The sequence below is a fragment of the Tepidibacter formicigenes DSM 15518 genome, from assembly GCF_900142235.1.
Classification (GTDB): Bacteria; Bacillota; Clostridia; order Peptostreptococcales; family Peptostreptococcaceae; genus Tepidibacter; species Tepidibacter formicigenes.
The window spans coordinates 39,610-57,615 of the sequence record NZ_FRAE01000011.1 but is presented as its reverse complement, the minus strand read 5'-3'; the positions used below and the strand labels follow the sequence as shown (position 1 = coordinate 57,615).

Annotated in this window: 16 protein-coding genes; all 16 read left to right on the top strand. The window is 23.7% G+C overall.

The window, feature by feature from the left end; genetic code table 11:
- Positions 1-132: 132 nt before the first annotated feature.
- The 16 genes from cas1 (at position 133) to BUA77_RS03280 (ending at position 17,603) form a co-directional block, all read left to right on the top strand.
- Positions 133-1,125 carry a CRISPR-associated endonuclease Cas1 gene (gene cas1 / locus BUA77_RS03355; protein ID WP_072887304.1) on the top strand — a complete coding sequence of 331 codons (993 nt, stop codon included), beginning with the start codon at positions 133-135 and terminating at the stop codon, positions 1,123-1,125.
- Positions 1,126-1,416 carry a CRISPR-associated endonuclease Cas2 gene (gene cas2 / locus BUA77_RS03350; RefSeq protein ID WP_072726256.1) on the top strand — a complete coding sequence of 97 codons (291 nt, stop codon included), beginning with the start codon at positions 1,126-1,128 and terminating at the stop codon, positions 1,414-1,416.
- On the top strand, positions 1,391-2,002 hold the full coding sequence (cas4, locus tag BUA77_RS03345) for a CRISPR-associated protein Cas4 (RefSeq protein ID WP_072887302.1): 612 nt from the start codon (positions 1,391-1,393) through the stop codon (positions 2,000-2,002). Before cas2 ends, cas4 begins: the two co-directional genes overlap by 26 nt.
- 80 nt (positions 2,003-2,082) lie before the next feature.
- The gene (locus BUA77_RS03340) at positions 2,083-3,708 is read left to right on the top strand and encodes a TIGR02556 family CRISPR-associated protein (RefSeq protein WP_072887299.1); all 1,626 of its coding nucleotides are present in this window, start codon (positions 2,083-2,085) and stop codon (positions 3,706-3,708) included.
- A 2-nt stretch (positions 3,709-3,710) separates the two neighbouring features.
- Positions 3,711-4,589, top strand: a complete 879-nt coding sequence (gene cas7b, locus BUA77_RS03335) for a type I-B CRISPR-associated protein Cas7/Csh2 (RefSeq protein WP_072887297.1) — start codon at positions 3,711-3,713, stop codon at positions 4,587-4,589.
- 12 nt (positions 4,590-4,601) lie between these two features.
- On the top strand, positions 4,602-5,270 hold the full coding sequence (gene cas5b, locus BUA77_RS03330) for a type I-B CRISPR-associated protein Cas5b (protein ID WP_072726264.1): 669 nt from the start codon (positions 4,602-4,604) through the stop codon (positions 5,268-5,270).
- On the top strand, positions 5,254-7,542 hold the full coding sequence (locus BUA77_RS03325; protein ID WP_072887295.1) for a CRISPR-associated endonuclease Cas3'': 2,289 nt from the start codon (positions 5,254-5,256) through the stop codon (positions 7,540-7,542). The genes cas5b and BUA77_RS03325 overlap by 17 nt, the downstream gene beginning before the upstream one ends.
- A 9-nt stretch (positions 7,543-7,551) precedes the next feature.
- A complete protein-coding gene (locus BUA77_RS03320; RefSeq protein WP_072887293.1) occupies positions 7,552-8,217 on the top strand; it encodes a CRISPR-associated endonuclease Cas6 in 666 nt (221 codons plus the stop codon).
- Positions 8,218-8,331: 114 nt separating this feature from the next.
- A complete protein-coding gene (locus BUA77_RS03315; RefSeq protein ID WP_072887291.1) occupies positions 8,332-8,967 on the top strand; it encodes a CRISPR-associated endonuclease Cas6 in 636 nt (211 codons plus the stop codon).
- Positions 8,968-8,979: 12 nt separating this feature from the next.
- Positions 8,980-11,526: a type III-A CRISPR-associated protein Cas10/Csm1 gene (gene cas10, locus BUA77_RS03310; protein WP_072887289.1), complete on the top strand. Its 2,547-nt coding sequence runs from the start codon at positions 8,980-8,982 to the stop codon at positions 11,524-11,526.
- Between the two features lies 1 nt (position 11,527).
- Positions 11,528-11,992, top strand: a complete 465-nt coding sequence (gene csm2 / locus BUA77_RS03305) for a type III-A CRISPR-associated protein Csm2 (protein WP_072887287.1) — start codon at positions 11,528-11,530, stop codon at positions 11,990-11,992.
- A 14-nt stretch (positions 11,993-12,006) separates the two neighbouring features.
- On the top strand, positions 12,007-12,690 hold the full coding sequence (gene csm3 / locus BUA77_RS03300) for a type III-A CRISPR-associated RAMP protein Csm3 (protein WP_072887285.1): 684 nt from the start codon (positions 12,007-12,009) through the stop codon (positions 12,688-12,690).
- Between the two features lie 12 nt (positions 12,691-12,702).
- Positions 12,703-13,767 (top strand): type III-A CRISPR-associated RAMP protein Csm4, encoded by a 1,065-nt coding sequence (csm4, locus tag BUA77_RS03295; RefSeq protein WP_072887283.1) that lies wholly within the window; start codon positions 12,703-12,705, stop codon positions 13,765-13,767.
- Positions 13,767-14,867 carry a type III-A CRISPR-associated RAMP protein Csm5 gene (gene csm5 / locus BUA77_RS03290; RefSeq protein ID WP_072887282.1) on the top strand — a complete coding sequence of 367 codons (1,101 nt, stop codon included), beginning with the start codon at positions 13,767-13,769 and terminating at the stop codon, positions 14,865-14,867. Before csm4 ends, csm5 begins: the two co-directional genes overlap by 1 nt.
- Complete coding sequence (gene cas6, locus BUA77_RS03285) at positions 14,860-15,630, top strand: CRISPR system precrRNA processing endoribonuclease RAMP protein Cas6 (protein WP_072887280.1); 771 nt, start codon at positions 14,860-14,862, stop codon at positions 15,628-15,630. The genes csm5 and cas6 overlap by 8 nt, the downstream gene beginning before the upstream one ends.
- A 305-nt stretch (positions 15,631-15,935) precedes the next feature.
- Positions 15,936-17,603 (top strand): AAA family ATPase, encoded by a 1,668-nt coding sequence (locus BUA77_RS03280; protein ID WP_072887278.1) that lies wholly within the window; start codon positions 15,936-15,938, stop codon positions 17,601-17,603.
- Positions 17,604-18,006 lie beyond the last annotated feature (403 nt).

The following is an 18,006-nucleotide window of genomic DNA, read 5'->3' as shown; positions in this document are numbered from 1 at the left end:
TCTTACTCCTGAAGCAAAGAATATTCTTTGCTTGCTTTTTGTATTTAAATACAAATTCACAATAAATAATGGAATAAATATCCATAAAATTAATCATAATGTAAATAAATAAACAAAAAAGGAGGTATTTAAATGAAATTGATAATAAATACACCTGGAACATATGTATCTAAAGTTGGAGAATGCTTTCAAGTAAAAAATGATAAAATCAAACAACAATACTCTGCTAGAAAAGTAGAGCAGATAATAATGACAACAAGAAGCGCATTAACTACCGATGCAATAGAACTTGCTATTGAAAACAATATAGATATAGTATTTTTAAAAAGCACGGGAAAACCACTTGCAAGGGTATGGCATTCAAAACTAGGGAGCATAAGCACTATAAGAAGAAAACAATTATTTCTACAAGATAATGCTATGGGCTTAGAATTAGTAAAAGAGTGGATAACACAAAAAATGCAAAATCAAATATCTCATTTAAATAAGTTATCTGTAAATAGAAGAGACAATAGAAAAGATATCATAAAAGAAGCTGTTGAAAAAATAAATACTCAAATTAAAAATATAAATAATATACCTAAAGCTAAATATATAGAGCAAGTTAGAGATACTATTCAAGGATATGAAGGAAATGCAAGTCGTATATACTTTGGCGTATTAAGTAAATTAATTCCAACAGAATATAAATTCAGTGGAAGAAGTAAAAATCCTGCTAAAGATGAATTTAATGCCATGTTAAATTATGGATATGGAATAATGTATTCTAATGTAGAAAAAGCCTGTATATTATCAGGACTTGATCCGTATATAGGTATAATGCACACCGATAATTATAATAAAAAAGCGTTAGTATTTGATCTTATAGAAATGTATAGAGGTTATATAGATGAAATAGTATTTAAATTATTTTCAACTAAGAAAGTTAAAAAAGCATTTTTTGACGAGGTAGAAAATGGAGGTTTTTATTTAAATCAAGAAGGAAAAAAACTTTTAATAGGAGAGTATAATGAATATCTTCAAAAGAAAATTAAATACAAAGGTAGAAATATAGAATTTCAAAATATTATTCAGTATGATTGTCATAATATAGCAAATAGAATACTAAAAGAGGAGGCTGTATAATTGCTTATATGGGTTATATATGATATTACAAGTAACAAGATTAGAAGAAATATAGTCAAACACTGCAAAAATATAGGTCTTTATAGAGTTCAAAAAAGCGTATTTTTAGGAGATATTGATAATAACACATTAGATGAATTAAAACTTAAAGCAGAAGATATGGTAGATTTAGATAAAGATTCAGTATATATATTTCCTATGAGTAAATCAGAACTTAAAAAAGCAGGTCTTATAGGACAAGCTTTTGATAAGGAGTTGGTAACAGATGAACTTATCTCAAAGTTTTTTTAACGAAAACATTTATTATATAACACCTTCGCAAATTATAGAATTTTTATATTGTAAAAGATTTATATATTTTATGAAATGTTTAGGTATAAGTCAATATGAAGAAAAAAGATTTAAAGTTCAATTAGGAAGAAGTATTCATGAAAAAAAGCAAAAAGAAAATAAAGATTATTTGAGAACAAAACTAAATGTAATAAAAAAGGAAATAAATGTTCCGTTAATATCAGAAAAATTAGGAATAAAGGGAATAGTAGACGAAGTATTAACCTTAGAAGATAAAACCATGGCACCTCTCGATTATAAATTTGCTGAATATAATGATAAAATATATGATACGTATAAAACACAAATTATTATGTATGCACTCATGATAGAAGAAATGTATGGTTCTATAGTTAATAAAGGATATTTAGTTTATTGTAGGAATGGACATATAGTAAAAGAAATTGAAATTACGGATAAATCAAAAGATACACTAAAAAATACAATTAAAGAATACTTAGATGTTTTACAAGGGTATTTTCCTAAGGCTACAAAATATAAATCTAGATGTATAGATTGTTGTTATTCAAACATTTGTATTAAATAAAGAAGGAATTAAAAATAAAACGTAGAAATAATAAAAGATAATGTAAAAAAATATAAAAAATAGAGAAAGGAGGTAAAAATATGATTGAGCATATAAAAAATATAGGAAAATACGTAAGAGAAAATAAAGACGATATAGATATGCTAGATTTTATGGTAAAAAAAATAAATTCAAAAGATATTAAATACATCCTTCCTATAAATATAGATACTAAAAAAGATGGGATTACAGTTGAGAGATTAAAAGATTTTTATGAAGATGTAGTAAAAGATGCACTTTTTTATCAAGCTGGTAATGGACTTTTGGGAGGGGGTATTAGATTAGATTACTATAAAGAATCTAGTGTGAAAAAAATTTGTAAATTTTGCGAGATAAAAGAAAAAGAAGAAGAAATAAAAAATATAATAGAAAATTACTTAAAAGAAAATGATAAAAACACTTTTTTTATTGTAAATATAAATAATAAAACCCCTAGAGAACTATTTGAAAATAAATTTATGAATACAATGTACTCAACAACATTTAATGAAGTAAAAGGAAATAACAAATGTCATTTATGCTCCAGTGAAGGAAAATGTTTTAATAGTGCAGTTTATAAATTTTACACAAATGATAAAGGTATTTACTCTAATATAGATTCTAAAGATAAAAATGGAATAGTAATATGTAAGGATTGTCTTGAAAATCTGATTGTTGGAAAAAAATATATAGAAGATAATCTTATAACTTATTGGCTTAAAAAGAGTGTAATGTTTTTACCTCACAACTATAATAAAAAAGTTGCAAAAGTATATGAAAGAGATTTTGAAGATGACAAAGGAACTGAAAAACTTTTAAAAAGTATATCAAGTAAAGAAAGGCAAGTAGTAAGAAGATTATCTGAAACTCAGTCTTTAACAGATATGATTTTTTACGAACAAAACAATCAATTCTTTGGAATAAATCATTCCATAGTAGATATACTTCCTTCAAGATTTAGTAAAATATCAAAATTATTAGATAAATATGATGATATTGATGATAAAGGAAAATTCAGCTTATATTCAGTAATTAAATATTGTTCATCAGTTAAAGTTTCAGGGAATGAGTTAAAAACAACAGATAAAGAAGAGCTTAAAATACTATCATCAATATTTAAAGGAACGAAAATAGATAGAAATTTATTTTTTAAAAGAGTAATGCAGGTATATAAGCATAACTATGTAAGAGGTAATCACAAAAAGTTTGCTTGTATTAAAAATATAAATAAAATATATAATTTTTTATGTGAATGTAGCTGCTTAGAAAAGGGGTGGAATGTATTGAAAACATATTCAAGCTATGAACAATTATTTGATGATAATATAAATTATTTTGACAGTAATGAAAAAAAAGCATGGTTTATTTTGGGAAGAGCATACAGTAATATGATTTATCAAATAAAAACCAAATTAAATGAAGAAAATAGCAAAACTTCCTTAGAAAAAAACTTTTTATTCGCTAGAAGATTTGATTTTAACGATTTTATATACTTTTCAAATTTATTAACAGATAAAATAGAAAAATATAAAGTTGAAAGTAACTATCTTAAAAATATGATAAGTGAAGCTAAACTTTTAATGGCTAATAAAGAAAATAAGATTTCACAAGATGAAGCTAAGTACATATTTGCATGGGGAAAAGACTCATATTTTGAAAAAGAAAAAAATGAAAGTGAGGTTGAGTAAAAATGGCAGATACTAGAGAATACTTATTATATTCAGATGCAACAATGTCTAATCCAAATGGTGATATGATAAATGATAACAGACCAAGACAAGATGAAAGAACATATCAACTTGAAATGTCAGATGTAAGAATAAAAAGGTATGTAAGAGATGAATTAGATGCAAAAGGAGAAAAGGTATTTGTAAAGCCTACTAAAAATGATAAAGGATTATTTATAGATTGTAAAGGGGTAGCAGCTAAGGTAATAAAGGATGAAAAAATAAAAAAAGATCAATTAGAAGATAAATTAAAACAAGAATATAAAGATGTGAAATTATTTGGTGCAGTAATAACAGAACCTAAATTTAATATACATGGACCACTTCAAATAGTATGGAGTAAAAGCCTTCATGAATGTGATATAGTATTTGCACAAGGGACTTCTGTTTTTACAGGTTCAAAATCAGAAGCGAAACAGGGAACTACTTGGTCAAAATATTATACACCTTATGCACTTTTTAAAACTTATATGGTATATAACGATATGATTGCTAAAAGACAAAATATAGATGTAAGTGAAGACGACTTAGAAGAATTTAAAGATGTATTAATAAGTGGAATTAGAAATTATAAAAGTACATCTAAAAATCAAATGCCAAGACTTTTAGTAGAAGTTATATATAATAAGAATTATATAGATGGAGAACTAGATTATATAGATGTTAAAAAGAAAAAACAAGATCTTGAAATAAGAAGTATAGAAGAATTTAGCTTTGATTTAAAACCTTTATTAGATTATTATGAAAGAAAAAAAGATATAATAAAGAAAATTAATATATACAAACATCCAAAGGTAGAACTTCTTAATATAAATGAAGAATTTAATGTTTTTGACATTTAAGAGGGTGGTCATATGAAAAGCCTAATATTTACAGCAAAAAGTTCATTTGCACGCTTTAGATGTCCACACACTACAACATCAGCACTTACATTTTCAACTATACATCCTGTGGCTGTAAGAGGACTTATAGGAGCAGTAGTTGGAATAGATTATAAGGATTTATATGAATATAGTAATGACATTAAAATAGGTATTCAAGTTTTAAATAAGGTATATAAAGATACACAGTCTTTCAATTTAATACCTCAAGTAACTACTAATAAAAAATCTCCTACATTTATATCAAGAATACAGTTTTTAAGAGATGTTAAATATAGAATATTTTTAAGCACAGGTGAGGAAAAATTAAATCAAATAGAAAATATATTAAAATCTAAAGAATATGTGTTTACCCCATATTTAGGATGCAGTGAACATATAGCAAAATTAGAATATGAAAAAACAGTGGATATTGAAAATATTGAAGAAAATTATACTCATACATTAGTTCCTAAAGACTATATAGAGTTTGATTTTGATAATGAATTTGAATTTTATGTTGACAGGATACCTACTAAAAATAACAAAGAAAGAGAATATATAGAATATGAAAATATAGTATTTTCTCCAAATAATATAATAAACATAAAAAACAAAACTTTATTTAAAAAAGTTGGTGAATATAATGTCTTTTTCTTTTAAAATTATGTCCCATATAAATGAAAATAAAAGTGGTCAGCTACTAGTTGACCACTTAACTCAAGTTAGAGATATTGCTTTAAAAACTCATAAAACCCATGGCAAAAATAAAGAACTTGATGAAATTATAGAAATTATATGTATGTGCCATGACTTTGGAAAAGCAAGTAAATATTTTCAAGATTATTTAAAAGGAGAGTATAATGGTAGATTAAAATGCCATGGAGAAATATCAGCATATTTTGCATATTATATGTTACCTAAAAAATGGAAGTTTATAGGGTTTATGTGTATTAAAAGACATCATGGAAATTTAGAACCTTCAACAAGCTTATTTGAATATAATAAAAAGCAACTTATAAAAATTAGTAATTCAATAAAAGAAAATATAGAAGAACTAAATAATATTTATAAAAAAGACGTATCTGACTTTTTTGAGCTTATACAAAATGAAGACTTTTTAGAAGGACCTATTGATGATTTTTATGATATGGAATTTGAGATAGAGGATTACATAAATACACATTATATATACTCACTTTTATTAACTGCTGATAAAACACAATTAATAAGAAAAGGTAGTGCCTATGAAAATAAAACAGATGTGTATGATGGTTATGTAAAAAAATATCAACAAAAAATAAAAAAAGAATTAGTGCAAAAATACCCAAATATAAAAGATACAAAATTATTTAAAATAAGAAATCAAATATATGAAGAAGTATTAAATAGTATAGACAATATAGATATAAACAAAAATCATATATTTTCAATAAATGTACCAACAGGAACATCAAAAACCCTTGCAGCTTATGGAGCTTCTTTTAGATTATTTCAAAGAATATATAATGAAAGTAATAAAAACATAATTCCAAGTATAATTTATACAATACCATTTACAAGTGTTATAGATCAAAATTATGAAGTTCTTGAAAATATTTTAAAAGAAAATAATCTTAAGACATTTGAAAGCTTTATACTAAAACATCACTCTATGACACCACTTGAATATAAAGATAACACTTTAGATGAAGAAAGAGAATATAGAAATTATGATGCTAGATTTTGTGTAGAAAATTGGCAAAGTACTATAATAACTACCACATTTGTACAACTTTTTAATACAATATTTAAATCAGGTAAAAACTCTATAGTAAATAGATTTCACAAATTATCAGGAAGTATAATTATATTGGATGAAGTACAGGCAATAGATCCTAAATATTATAAAATAATAGAAAAAATATTTGATATTTTATGTAAAAAATTTAATTGCTACATTATAACTGTTACAGCAACAAAACCATTATTTTTACAAGGAATAGAACTTGTAAAGAGTAATAAAGAAATATTTAAACAGTTAGATAGGATACAAATAGAAAATTATATAGATAATCCTATAAATATAGATACATTTTGTGAAATTTTAAAAGAAGATATATATCCTCAAAGTGATAAAAGTTTTTTAATAGTTTTAAACACAATAAAATCATCATTATATGTTTTAGATGAATTAAAAACAATAGAAGATAGAAAAGTATTATATTTATCAACAGCAATACATCCACAAAGAAGACTTGGAATAATAAATGAAATAAAAAATAGTGATGAAAAGTATATACTTGTATCAACTCAAATTATAGAAGCTGGAGTTGATATAGACTTTGATATAGTTTATAGAGATTTTACAACTATGGATTCAATAAATCAAACTGGAGGTAGAGCAAATAGAAATGCAATTAAAGGAAAAGGAATATTAAGGCTGTTTTATTTAATTGATGAAAATGAAAGACCTTTTTGCTCATATATATATTCTAATTCTTTATTAGATGTAACTAAAAAGATACTGCAAGGTAGACAAATTATAAATGAAAATGAAATTTTAGATATAAATGAAGAATATTTCAAAGCAGTAGACAATATAAAAAGTAATGATGCATCTAACAAAATATATAAATATATAGAAAAACTTGAATTTAATAATATAAGAAAAGAATTTGAACTTATAAAAGACGATATTCCAAAGGAAGATATAATTATAAATTACAATAAAGAAACTCAAAACTGTATAGATATAATCTTAGAAGGAAAAGGAGAATATCAAGATATACTAAATGCTTGGAGGACTTTAAATAAATATAAAATATCAGTACCTAAAAAAGACTTAAAAAATATAAATGATAATTGCAATAATAAAAAAGGAATGAGAATTTTAGATAAATGCTACTATGATGAAAATAGAGGAATAAAAATCACAAACATGTCCATCTGTTAGGAGGCAATTATGAAGTTAGACTATACATTTTTAAAATTTGAAAATTTAAATTTAACTCCAAATCAAGCAGTAAAGGTAAGAGGATATTTTGCTAATAAATATAATGATATATCTATTATGCACAATCACCATAATGATAAATTTATTTATAGATACCCTAAAGTTCAGTATAAAGTCATAGACAATAACCCTATAATATGTGGAATTTTAGAAGGCGCAGATTTTATAGCAAGTATTGGATTAAATGAGGATAAAATTGTTATAAATCAAGATGAAATTTATACATATCAAAAAAAGATAATAAAAGAAAGTATTGAGTTTGGAATAACTGAAAATTATATAAAGTATAGCTTTATAACGCCATGGCTAGCTTTAAATCAAAGTAATTTTATGAAATATGAAAAAATGAATGAAATGCAGAAAGAGGAATTTTTAAAGAAAATACTAATAGGAAATATATTATCAATGTCTAAAAGTCTAAAATATAAAGTAGATAAAAAAATATATGTATCAATTGATTTAAAAGAATGTAACGTTAATTTTAAAAATGTGAAAATGAAAGGATTTAAAGGCAATTTTAAAGTTAATTTTAATATTCCACAGTTTTTAGGTATGGGTAAATCTGTATCTCAAGGATTTGGAACTGTAAAAAAATCTAGTAATAGATTTATGTGATTTTATAGAACAGCCATATGTTGCTATATAGCTGTTTTATTTTTTTGAAAAAAGTAGTATAATAAAAGTGTTTGTGTAATAAAATGGATAAAGTTCCAGAAAGGAGCATTTATTTTGCAGATATGTTTAATAAAATTTGAAACAGATGAAAATTTTAGAACACGAGATGTAGAAAAATTAAGAGGATATATAGCAAATACTTTTAGAGATGAAATAATGGTACATAATCATATAAGTACTTTTGAATTTAATTATAAAATGCCTAAAATACAATATAAGCTTATAGATAAAAAATTAGCTATATTTGGGATAGAGCAAGGTGCTGAATTTATAAAAAATAACTGCATAAATGTGAAAGAAATTGATATAGAAGGTAAAATAATTAAAAATTTTAGAACACAAATTATTATAGATAATAAAGAATTTGAAGTTGTTGATGAATTATTTTCATATAAATTTATAACGCCATGGCTAGCGCTTAATCAAAATAATTACTTAAAATTTAAAAAAGGTGAATTTGATTTAAATAAGCAGATACAAAATAACATATTATCTAACTTTAAGGATTTAGGGATAAAAGTAAATAAAAAAATTATAGCAAAGGGAGATTTTAAACCAATAAAGATTATAATGAAGGATACAGAACTTATAGGATTTAAAGGAGATTTTGTATGCAATGTAAAAATACCAGATTATATGGGAATAGGAAAAAGAAAATCAATAGGATATGGAACAGTCATATCTAATTAGGGGAGGTGTATTATGCTAAATATAAATAATGAAAATTATATAATAGCTTTAGCTGGTCTTTTACATGATGTAGGAAAGCTTTTAAATAGATGTGATGATTATATGGGAAAAAGATATCTTCCGAATAAAAAACATCAACAATTATCAGTTGACTTTTTAAAATTACTTAAAGAAAAAAATATTTTAAAGGAAAATGAACTTCTTACATTACTGGTTCAAAAACATCATGAACATCATACAATAGAAGAACAATTTAGAGTGAATAGTATAGAAAATACATATCAAAGAACTTTAGCGTATTTAATATCAAGAGCAGATAATTATTCATCAAGTGAAAGAAGAGATGGAGAAAATAAATCTTCTTACTTTAAAGCACAACCACTTGATAGTTTGTTTAATAAGCTAGAAATTAACAACAATAAATTTTATAATGAAAATTTTAAATACAAGCTAAAAGAATTTTCATGTAAAGAATATGAAAATGTATTTCCTAAAAATTTTGAAAAAAATACACAAGAAGAAATTAAAGAATTAGTAGATAAATTTATAAGTGAATTAGACAAGCTAAATACAGATGACTTTGAAATGTTTTTTAAAACGCTATTTTATATACTTAGAAAATATACATGGTGTCTACCTAGTGATACAACAAAAGATATATGTGATATATCTTTATTTGACCATCTAAAAACAACAAGTGCAATAGCTCTTTGCAGTTATTTATATCATAAAGAAAATAATAGTTTAGATGAAAAAAGTGCAAAAGATGATAAAGAAGATAAGTTTTTGATTATTGGATGTGATGTTGAAGGAATATCAGATTACATAAATGATGTTAATACAACTAAAAATGCATCTAAAAGATTAAGAGGAAAATCTTTTTTTGCTAATTTATTAGTAAAATCTATTTCTTATAAAATAATAAAAGAGCTTAATTTGACTATTGCCAATAACATTATAAATACAGGAAATAGATTTTATATATTAGCTCCTAAAACATATTCTGTGAAAGAAAAATTATTAAAAATTAAAAGAGATATTAATGATTATTTGTTTAATGAATTTGAAGCATCTATTTATTTTAATTTAACAGTTATTTCTGTTTGTGGAGAAAAACTAAGAAATTTTAGAGAAATAGTAGATGAGATTAATCATAAATTACAAAAAAATTCTAATCAAAAATATAAAGAAAATATACTAAAAAATCCTGTAATATCTTTTGATTTTGAAATTGGTGGAGTATGCCCTATATGTCAAAAATATTTTAAACCTAAGAATAATGATAAATGTAGATTTTGTGAAAATGAAATAAACATAGGTACATATGTTACAAAATCAAAATATATAGCTTATTACAGTGAAGACATAAATTATAATAAAAAAATTAAAATATTTAATGATATATATGTTGCTTTTTTAGAAGATAAAAATGATTTAGATAATATTGATAAATCTCCTTATATAGTTATGAATTTACAAGATACTGAAATTCTGACTAATTATCCTAGTGGATTTGAATTTTATGCAAATTATGCTCCAACTTATGAAAGTTTAGAAGAATATAGATTTTATACTAAAAAAGATGATACTAATTATGAAAATGACATTAAAAGCTTTGAGGCTATATCATCTCAAGCTCAAGGGGTTAAAAATTTAGGAATTTTAAAGTTAGATTTAGATAATTTACAACTTCTTATGGATGTTGGATTATTTGGTAAAGAAGATATTAAAAATTTACCAGATTATGAAGAAGATGAAAAAAGTAAATTTGATTATACTTCTATTTCTAGAATATCTAATTTAAGTACAATGATTAATACTTTTTTTAATAGTTATATATACAATAAATTCTCAAGATCTAGGTTAGAAATTATAAATTTAGAAAAAGAAAAAGTAAAAATAAATTTACACAATCATTATATTGTAAATTCAAATGGGGCAGACCTTACTTTAATTGGGCCATGGAATGAAGTTATATTTACTGCTAAATTTATAAATGATAAATTTAAGGAGTTTGTGTCTAATAATACTGATATAACTTTATCGGCATCAATTGCTTTTATGAAAAATAAAGAAGCTATAATGAACGTATTTAAAAAAGCAGATGAAGGATTAAAAAAAGCAAAAGAAGAAGGAAAAAATGGAATAGTTATATTTGATAGATTTATAAAGTGGGAAGATTTTAATGAAATATTTGACTTAGGGGAATATATTTATAAAAATCTTCAAAATCAAACATATTCTCAAAGCTTTATATATAGACTTTTAAGTTATACTAATATGGTTGAAGAATATGTTAATTCAAACTATGAAGATGTATCTAAACTTCTATATATATCGAAATTTAATTATGATCTATATAGAAATTTAATCCCTAAAATAGCAAATAAATTAGGAATAAAAAATTATAAAAAAGATGAAGAAATAATATTTAAACAAGAAGAAATATCAAAACTTAAAAAGTATTTTGATAATATACCTGATGAAAATAGTTTTATATATAAATACATGAAAATAGTTTTAAATTATGCTGTAAGAAAAAATAGAGGAGGGGAATAAATTGAGTTACAATTCAAAAGGTAATAAAAAATGTGCTAAACAAGAGCCTATTAAATTTGAATTTGTTGAAAAGGGATATACAGATGAAAAAGGAAATTTAAGAGAAGAATTAATAACAACTGAAGCACAAGATATTGCAAAAAAATTATATAATCAGGGTCTTTCTAATTCTCAATTAAGAGCATTCTTTAATGAGGTAAAAGCAATAAAAAGTAGAATAAATGAAAGTGAAGAATTATTTGAAAAAAACTATCCTTTTATACTAATGCTAAAATCAAAAGCTGAATACAAGTATAGAAATAATGGATTAAAGTCTAAAATAACTAAAGGATTTAGAGATTTTATAAATGAAAGTGTTGATTATATAAAAGAGAATAAAAGCTTGGATACATTTGAAAACTTTGTATTATTCTTTGAAGCAATAATTGGATATTTTTATGGATTTGGTGGAGGAAATAATAGATAATAAGGGGTGATATTATGAAACTTAAATGTATAAAACAAATAAAAGGAAAAATAATTCTTTTATCAGGTATGGCGATAGGAGGAAATGCAGCTAATATAGAAATTGGAGGAAATGATAATCCTATAATAAGAAATCCATTTACTAATGAGCCTTATATACCAGGAAGTTCTATAAAGGGTAAACTTAGAACTTTAACTGAATGGAATTTAGGGAAAGTAGAAAATGATGGGGCTATACATAGTTGTAAAGAAAAATATTGTCCTGTATGTACAATATTTGGAAGAAGTGCAGTAGATAGTAAAGAGGCTCAAAGTGGCCCAACAAGACTTATAGTAAGGGATGCGTATTTAACTGATGATTCTAAAAAAGACTTAGAAGAACTTAGAAAAAAAACAGGAACAGATACAGAAATGAAATATGAAAATAGTATAAATAGAATAACCTCAAAGCCTATTAATCTTAGAAATATAGAAAGAGTTCCAGCAGGAATTGAGTTTGAATTTGAAATGTCGTATAAAATATTTGATTTAGATGATGGTGGAAAATTAGATGAACAAAATTTTGAAAATGTATTAAAAGGATTAAAACTTTTATCATTAGATGGAATAGGGGGAGGAGTATCAAGAGGTAATGGACATATTAAATTAGAAGTTTATGTTGATGGGCAAAAAATAGATATAGAAAATATAAATATCTAGGGGGGATATACATTGAAATACACGGTATATGAATGGAAAATAAATCCTAAATCCTCCTTTTTAACAAAACTTCATTCAGATACTATATGGGGACATATAATGTGGGCTATAAGATATTTAGATGGAGAAAATTATTTAAAAAGTATATTAAATGAATTTAAAAATTATAACCCACCTTTTATAGTATCTAATGGATTTTTATCAAATTATCTGCCTTTTATAAAAACATCTTATATAAATAATGCTGATAATAATAAACTGGCTAAAGATTCTAAAGCTGTAAAAATAAAATTAACAAAACTATTAAAACAGATTGAAGATATTGAATATGTAAATATAGATGTTTTTAATGAAATAAGAGAAGGTAAGAAATTAAAAACAATATACAAAGAATTAGTGCAAAATATAAGGTGTCCAATTACAATGGAAAAAATAGAGCCTAACTTTAAGAGGAAATTAGAACTATTTTTTAAAAGTAAAGAAGAATATATTAAAAAATACAATATAAAACAGTATTCTGATTTGATTAAAACTGTAAATGTAACTAAAAATAGAATAAATAGAATTACAAATTCATCTGAACAAGAATATGGTTCTGGAGTATTTAATAACATAGAAACTTTTTATAATTCTACGTTATCAATATATATAAAAGTAAGAGATGATTTTGATATTGATAAACTTAAGAAATATTTAGATTATATACAACTTACGGGATTTGGCAAAAAAGCGAGTTCAGGAAAAGGACATTTTGAAACGGTATATTTTAAAGAAAGAAAAGACTTGTTTGAAAATAATTTTAGTGGAAATGGATTTGTGATTTTATCTAATTATATTCCTAAAAATGGTGATTTTGAGGGAGTTATAAGTTCTAATATAATAACTAAAAGAGCAAAGGTATCAGGGTTATATTCAAATAGGGAAAATGTGTTTAAAAAACCTTTTGTATGCTACAGCCCAGGCTCTGTATTTAGAGGAAAAGCAGATGAGATTAAAGGAAGAATGTTAAGTGGATTGTATTATGATGATAATGTAGTTCAGTGTATGATACCATTTACTTTGGGGGTGAAATTGTAATGATTGAAAATTATAAAATAACACTTACCCCTATAACTCCTATACATATAGGAAATGGACAAGAGATATTTCCTTATGAATATATAGTTAAAAATGGATATTTGTATAAATTCAATGCTATGGATTTATATGATAATTTAGGAGAAGAGCAAAAGAATAAATTTAATGAATATGCACAAAAAAGTTTAATAGAACTTAGAACATATATAACTCAGATATATAATGAAAGCTTAGGATATGAAATTAAAATAGAAGCATCAAATGAATTTATATATAATTACGATAAAAAAATACAAGGAGCTAAAAATTCAAATGAAGAAAATTCATTTATAGTAAATGATTTTGTAAATATAAATAACAAAGCATACATACCAGCGAGTACATTAAAAGGGGCTATAAAAAGTGCATATTTATATGATTTAGGGGATTGTAATAAAAAATTTGATTATAAGGTTATTAAAAATAATAAAGGAATAAAAGAGATAATTGATAATAATGATAAAAAAAATAAAAAGAGTAAATCAAATATTTACGAAAAGGATATTTTACAAAAAACTAATGCTTTTGATGATCCTTTTAAATCAGTAAAAATTTCAGATTCAGATTTATTAGAAAATATCTTAAAAGTATACAATATAAATGTATATACATATAATCAAAAGAAATATATATTTGAAAAAAGAATGTCTTCTTATAATTTATGTACAAAATCTGTTTTATCAACAAATGATGAAATAAAATTTAATATTAATTTAAATCTTTTTAAAGGATATTACAATAAAGGAAAAGTAAAAAAAGAAATAACAAAATTTGATATTTTAGATGCACTTAATCTTAAATCATTAGATGTAATAGATAATGAAATAGAATTTTATGAAAATAAAGCTAAATACAATGAAACTCTTGAAGTTTATGAAAAATTGAAAAAAATACACGATGACTTAGATAAAGATAGTGAAGCTTTAATAAGAATTGGAAAAGGAATAGGGTTTGACAGTACGACATTTAATCTAGTGAATACAAATAAGATTGATATTAATTCAAGAAGCTTAGTTGAAGCAATTTATCCTTTAGGATGGGCAGTGATAAAGTTTGTTTAATAGTTTTTTAGTAAAAATAAAAGCATTAGAAGGTACTCAAATAAATAATGTAGCTGAACAAATATATAAAAGCATAATTGAAATAATTAAACAAAAAAATGAGTATGATTTTTTGAAGGCATTTACTGTATCGACTTTTTTAGGATATGGTAGATATAAACTAGATATAGAAAAAGGTAAAATTTATTTTTTTAGAGTAACAACACTAAATAAAAATTTATTTGCTCTACTTAGTTCTATATTTTTTAAAAAGAAAATTCTAAAAGAAAATATACAAATAGAAAACTCTATTTTTTTAGTGAAGGATATATTAATATCTGGACAACAAAGTAAATGGGCAGGAAGTTTTAATAAGGAGCATATAGATTGTATATTTAATAATAATGATTTAGACGATATTTTAAAAATAAAATTTATAACTCCAACTTTTTTCAAAATAGGGAGCAAATTTTATGATGAAATAAATTCAGAAATTTTGTTTAACAATTTGTTAAAAAAGTTTAATAAATACAGTGATTATAAAATAGATAAATCTTGTTTAGAAGAATTAAAAAATATAAATATAAAATTAGAAAATATAAATAAAAGAATTATTTCATTAAAAAGATGCAAAGTACAAGGTTTTACAGGAGAGATAACGTTAGATTTTAAAGATATAGAGCAGAAAATAAAAAAAATAGCTTATATCCTTTTGAAATTTTCATTTTATAGTGGAGTAGGATATAAAAGTGAGCGAGGGTTTGGACAAATTATTATTTTATGATTAATGAAAAAAGCAAGTAAAAAATATACTTTACTTGCTTTTTTTTAAGAAAAAACTGCCATGGCAGTTTTGAGATTGATTATTGATATTTTATATGGTAAAATATTACTTATTATTATGTGTATATGAACAATAAAGGTAATTAAAATTGTTGATAAATTAAAATGTAAATGTAAAAAATATAAATGAGATTATTAAATTTAAGAGATACATCCATTAAAACAAGGATTGATTTTGAGAAATGGATTAATGATGATAGGTTATGATATAATAGGTAATAACCTTAAATTAGAGGAGAGAAATTCATGAAGAAAGTACCGATAGGAGTAAGTGATTTTAAAGAGTTAATAACTGAAAATTATTATTATGTAGATAAAAGTTTGTTTGTAAAAGAAATAATAGATGACGGAGCAAAGGTAATACTTCTTCCAAGACCTAGGCGTTTTGGGAAAACACTTAATATGAGTATGCTTAAGTATTTTTTTGAAAAAAGAGATGAAGATAATAAGTATTTATTTGAGAATTTAAATATAAATAAGTATGAAGATATAATGGATATGCAGGGAAAATACCCAGTTATATATCTGACATTTAAAGATATAAAAGATGGAAATTTTCAAAAGTGTTATGAAAAAATGAAAGAAATTATATCTATTGAATATTATAAACACAAATATCTACTAGATAATCATTTAAAAGGTATAGAAGAAACTTATTTTAAGAAAATACTATCTATGGAAGCTTCTCAAGGACAGTATGAAACAAGTCTTAAAAATTTAAGCAAGTTTTTAAGCGAATATTATAATCAAAAAACAATTGTGTTAATAGATGAATATGATACACCAATACAAAGTGGATATTTAAGTGGATACTATAAAGAAATAATAGAATTTATAAGAAATTTTTTGAGTGGTGCTCTTAAAGATAATGAGTATTTGCAAAAGGGAGTGCTTACTGGAATATTAAGAGTAGCGAAAGAAAGTATATTTTCGGGACTAAACAATTTAGAGGTTTGTACAATATTAAAAAATCACTATAGTGATAAGTTTGGTTTTTTAGAAGGTGAAGTAGAAGAAATATTAAAGCAGTATAATATAGAGTTTGAAATGGATGAAGTTAGAAAATGGTATAATGGATATATATTTGGGGAAAATGTAATATACAATCCATGGTCAATACTAAATTATGTAAAAAATCATGAAAAAGGATTTAGACCTTATTGGGTGAATACGAGCAGTAATGATTTGATTAAGAATGTGCTTGCAAAATCAGGAGAAAAAATAAAAATAGAATTGGAAGATTTAATAAAAGGAAAAGATATAGTAAAAACTATAAATGAGGATATAGTTATTCATGATATAGATAAAGGTAGTGAAAATGTATGGAGTTTTTTGCTTTTTAGTGGATATTTAAAAGTAGTTAAAGAAGAATTTAAGAGAGGTAGGGTTTATTGTAATCTAAAAATTCCAAACGCAGAAGTAAATTATTTATATGAAGAAATAATTATGTCTTGGTTTAGTGAAAGTATAAATAATGATAAATTTGATGTTATGTTAAAGAGCTTGATAAATGGAGATATAAAAACGTTTGGAAAAATATTAAAAGAATTTGTGTTAAACAGTATTAGTTACTTTGATACAGCAAAAGAAAGTGAAAAGGTATATCACGCTTTTGTACTTGGCATGCTTGTAGCGCTTTGTGATGATTATCAAGTAAAGTCAAATAGAGAAAGTGGATATGGAAGATATGATGTAGCTTTAATTCCAAGAGATAAAAGTAAATTAGGGATAATAATTGAATTTAAGAAAGTAGATAAAGATGATAAAGAAACTTTAGATATAGCTGCAAAAAATGCATTAAAGCAGATAAAAGAAAAAAATTACAAGCAGGAATTATTAGATATAGGCATAAAAAATATAATAGAGCTAGGAATTGCATTTGAAGGAAAAGAAGTTTTAGTAGTTGAGGGATAAGGAACGCCATGGCACAATCAGCCATGGCAGTTTTTGTGATTGATTGTTGATGTTTTATATGGTAAAATATTACTTGTCATTAGGTATATATGAACAATAAAGGTAATTAAAATTGCTGATAAATTAAAATGTAAATGTAAAAAATATTATTATCAATAAAAAGTTTTGTTTCTATAAAAATATTTGAGATTTTAAAATTATATTTCGTAAAGGTTGAAATTACAAGGTTTGAAGCTGTTGTTCCTACATTGAAAAATAAATAAAAATTTTATTTTATGGCTTAAAAATATAAAATTTGACAAATTTTATATTCGTCAAAAAAGTTTCAAAATTGAGCAATTGCAATGTTTTTGTGAAAAAGTGTTATTTAAGAGATACATCCATTAAAACAAGGATTGAAACA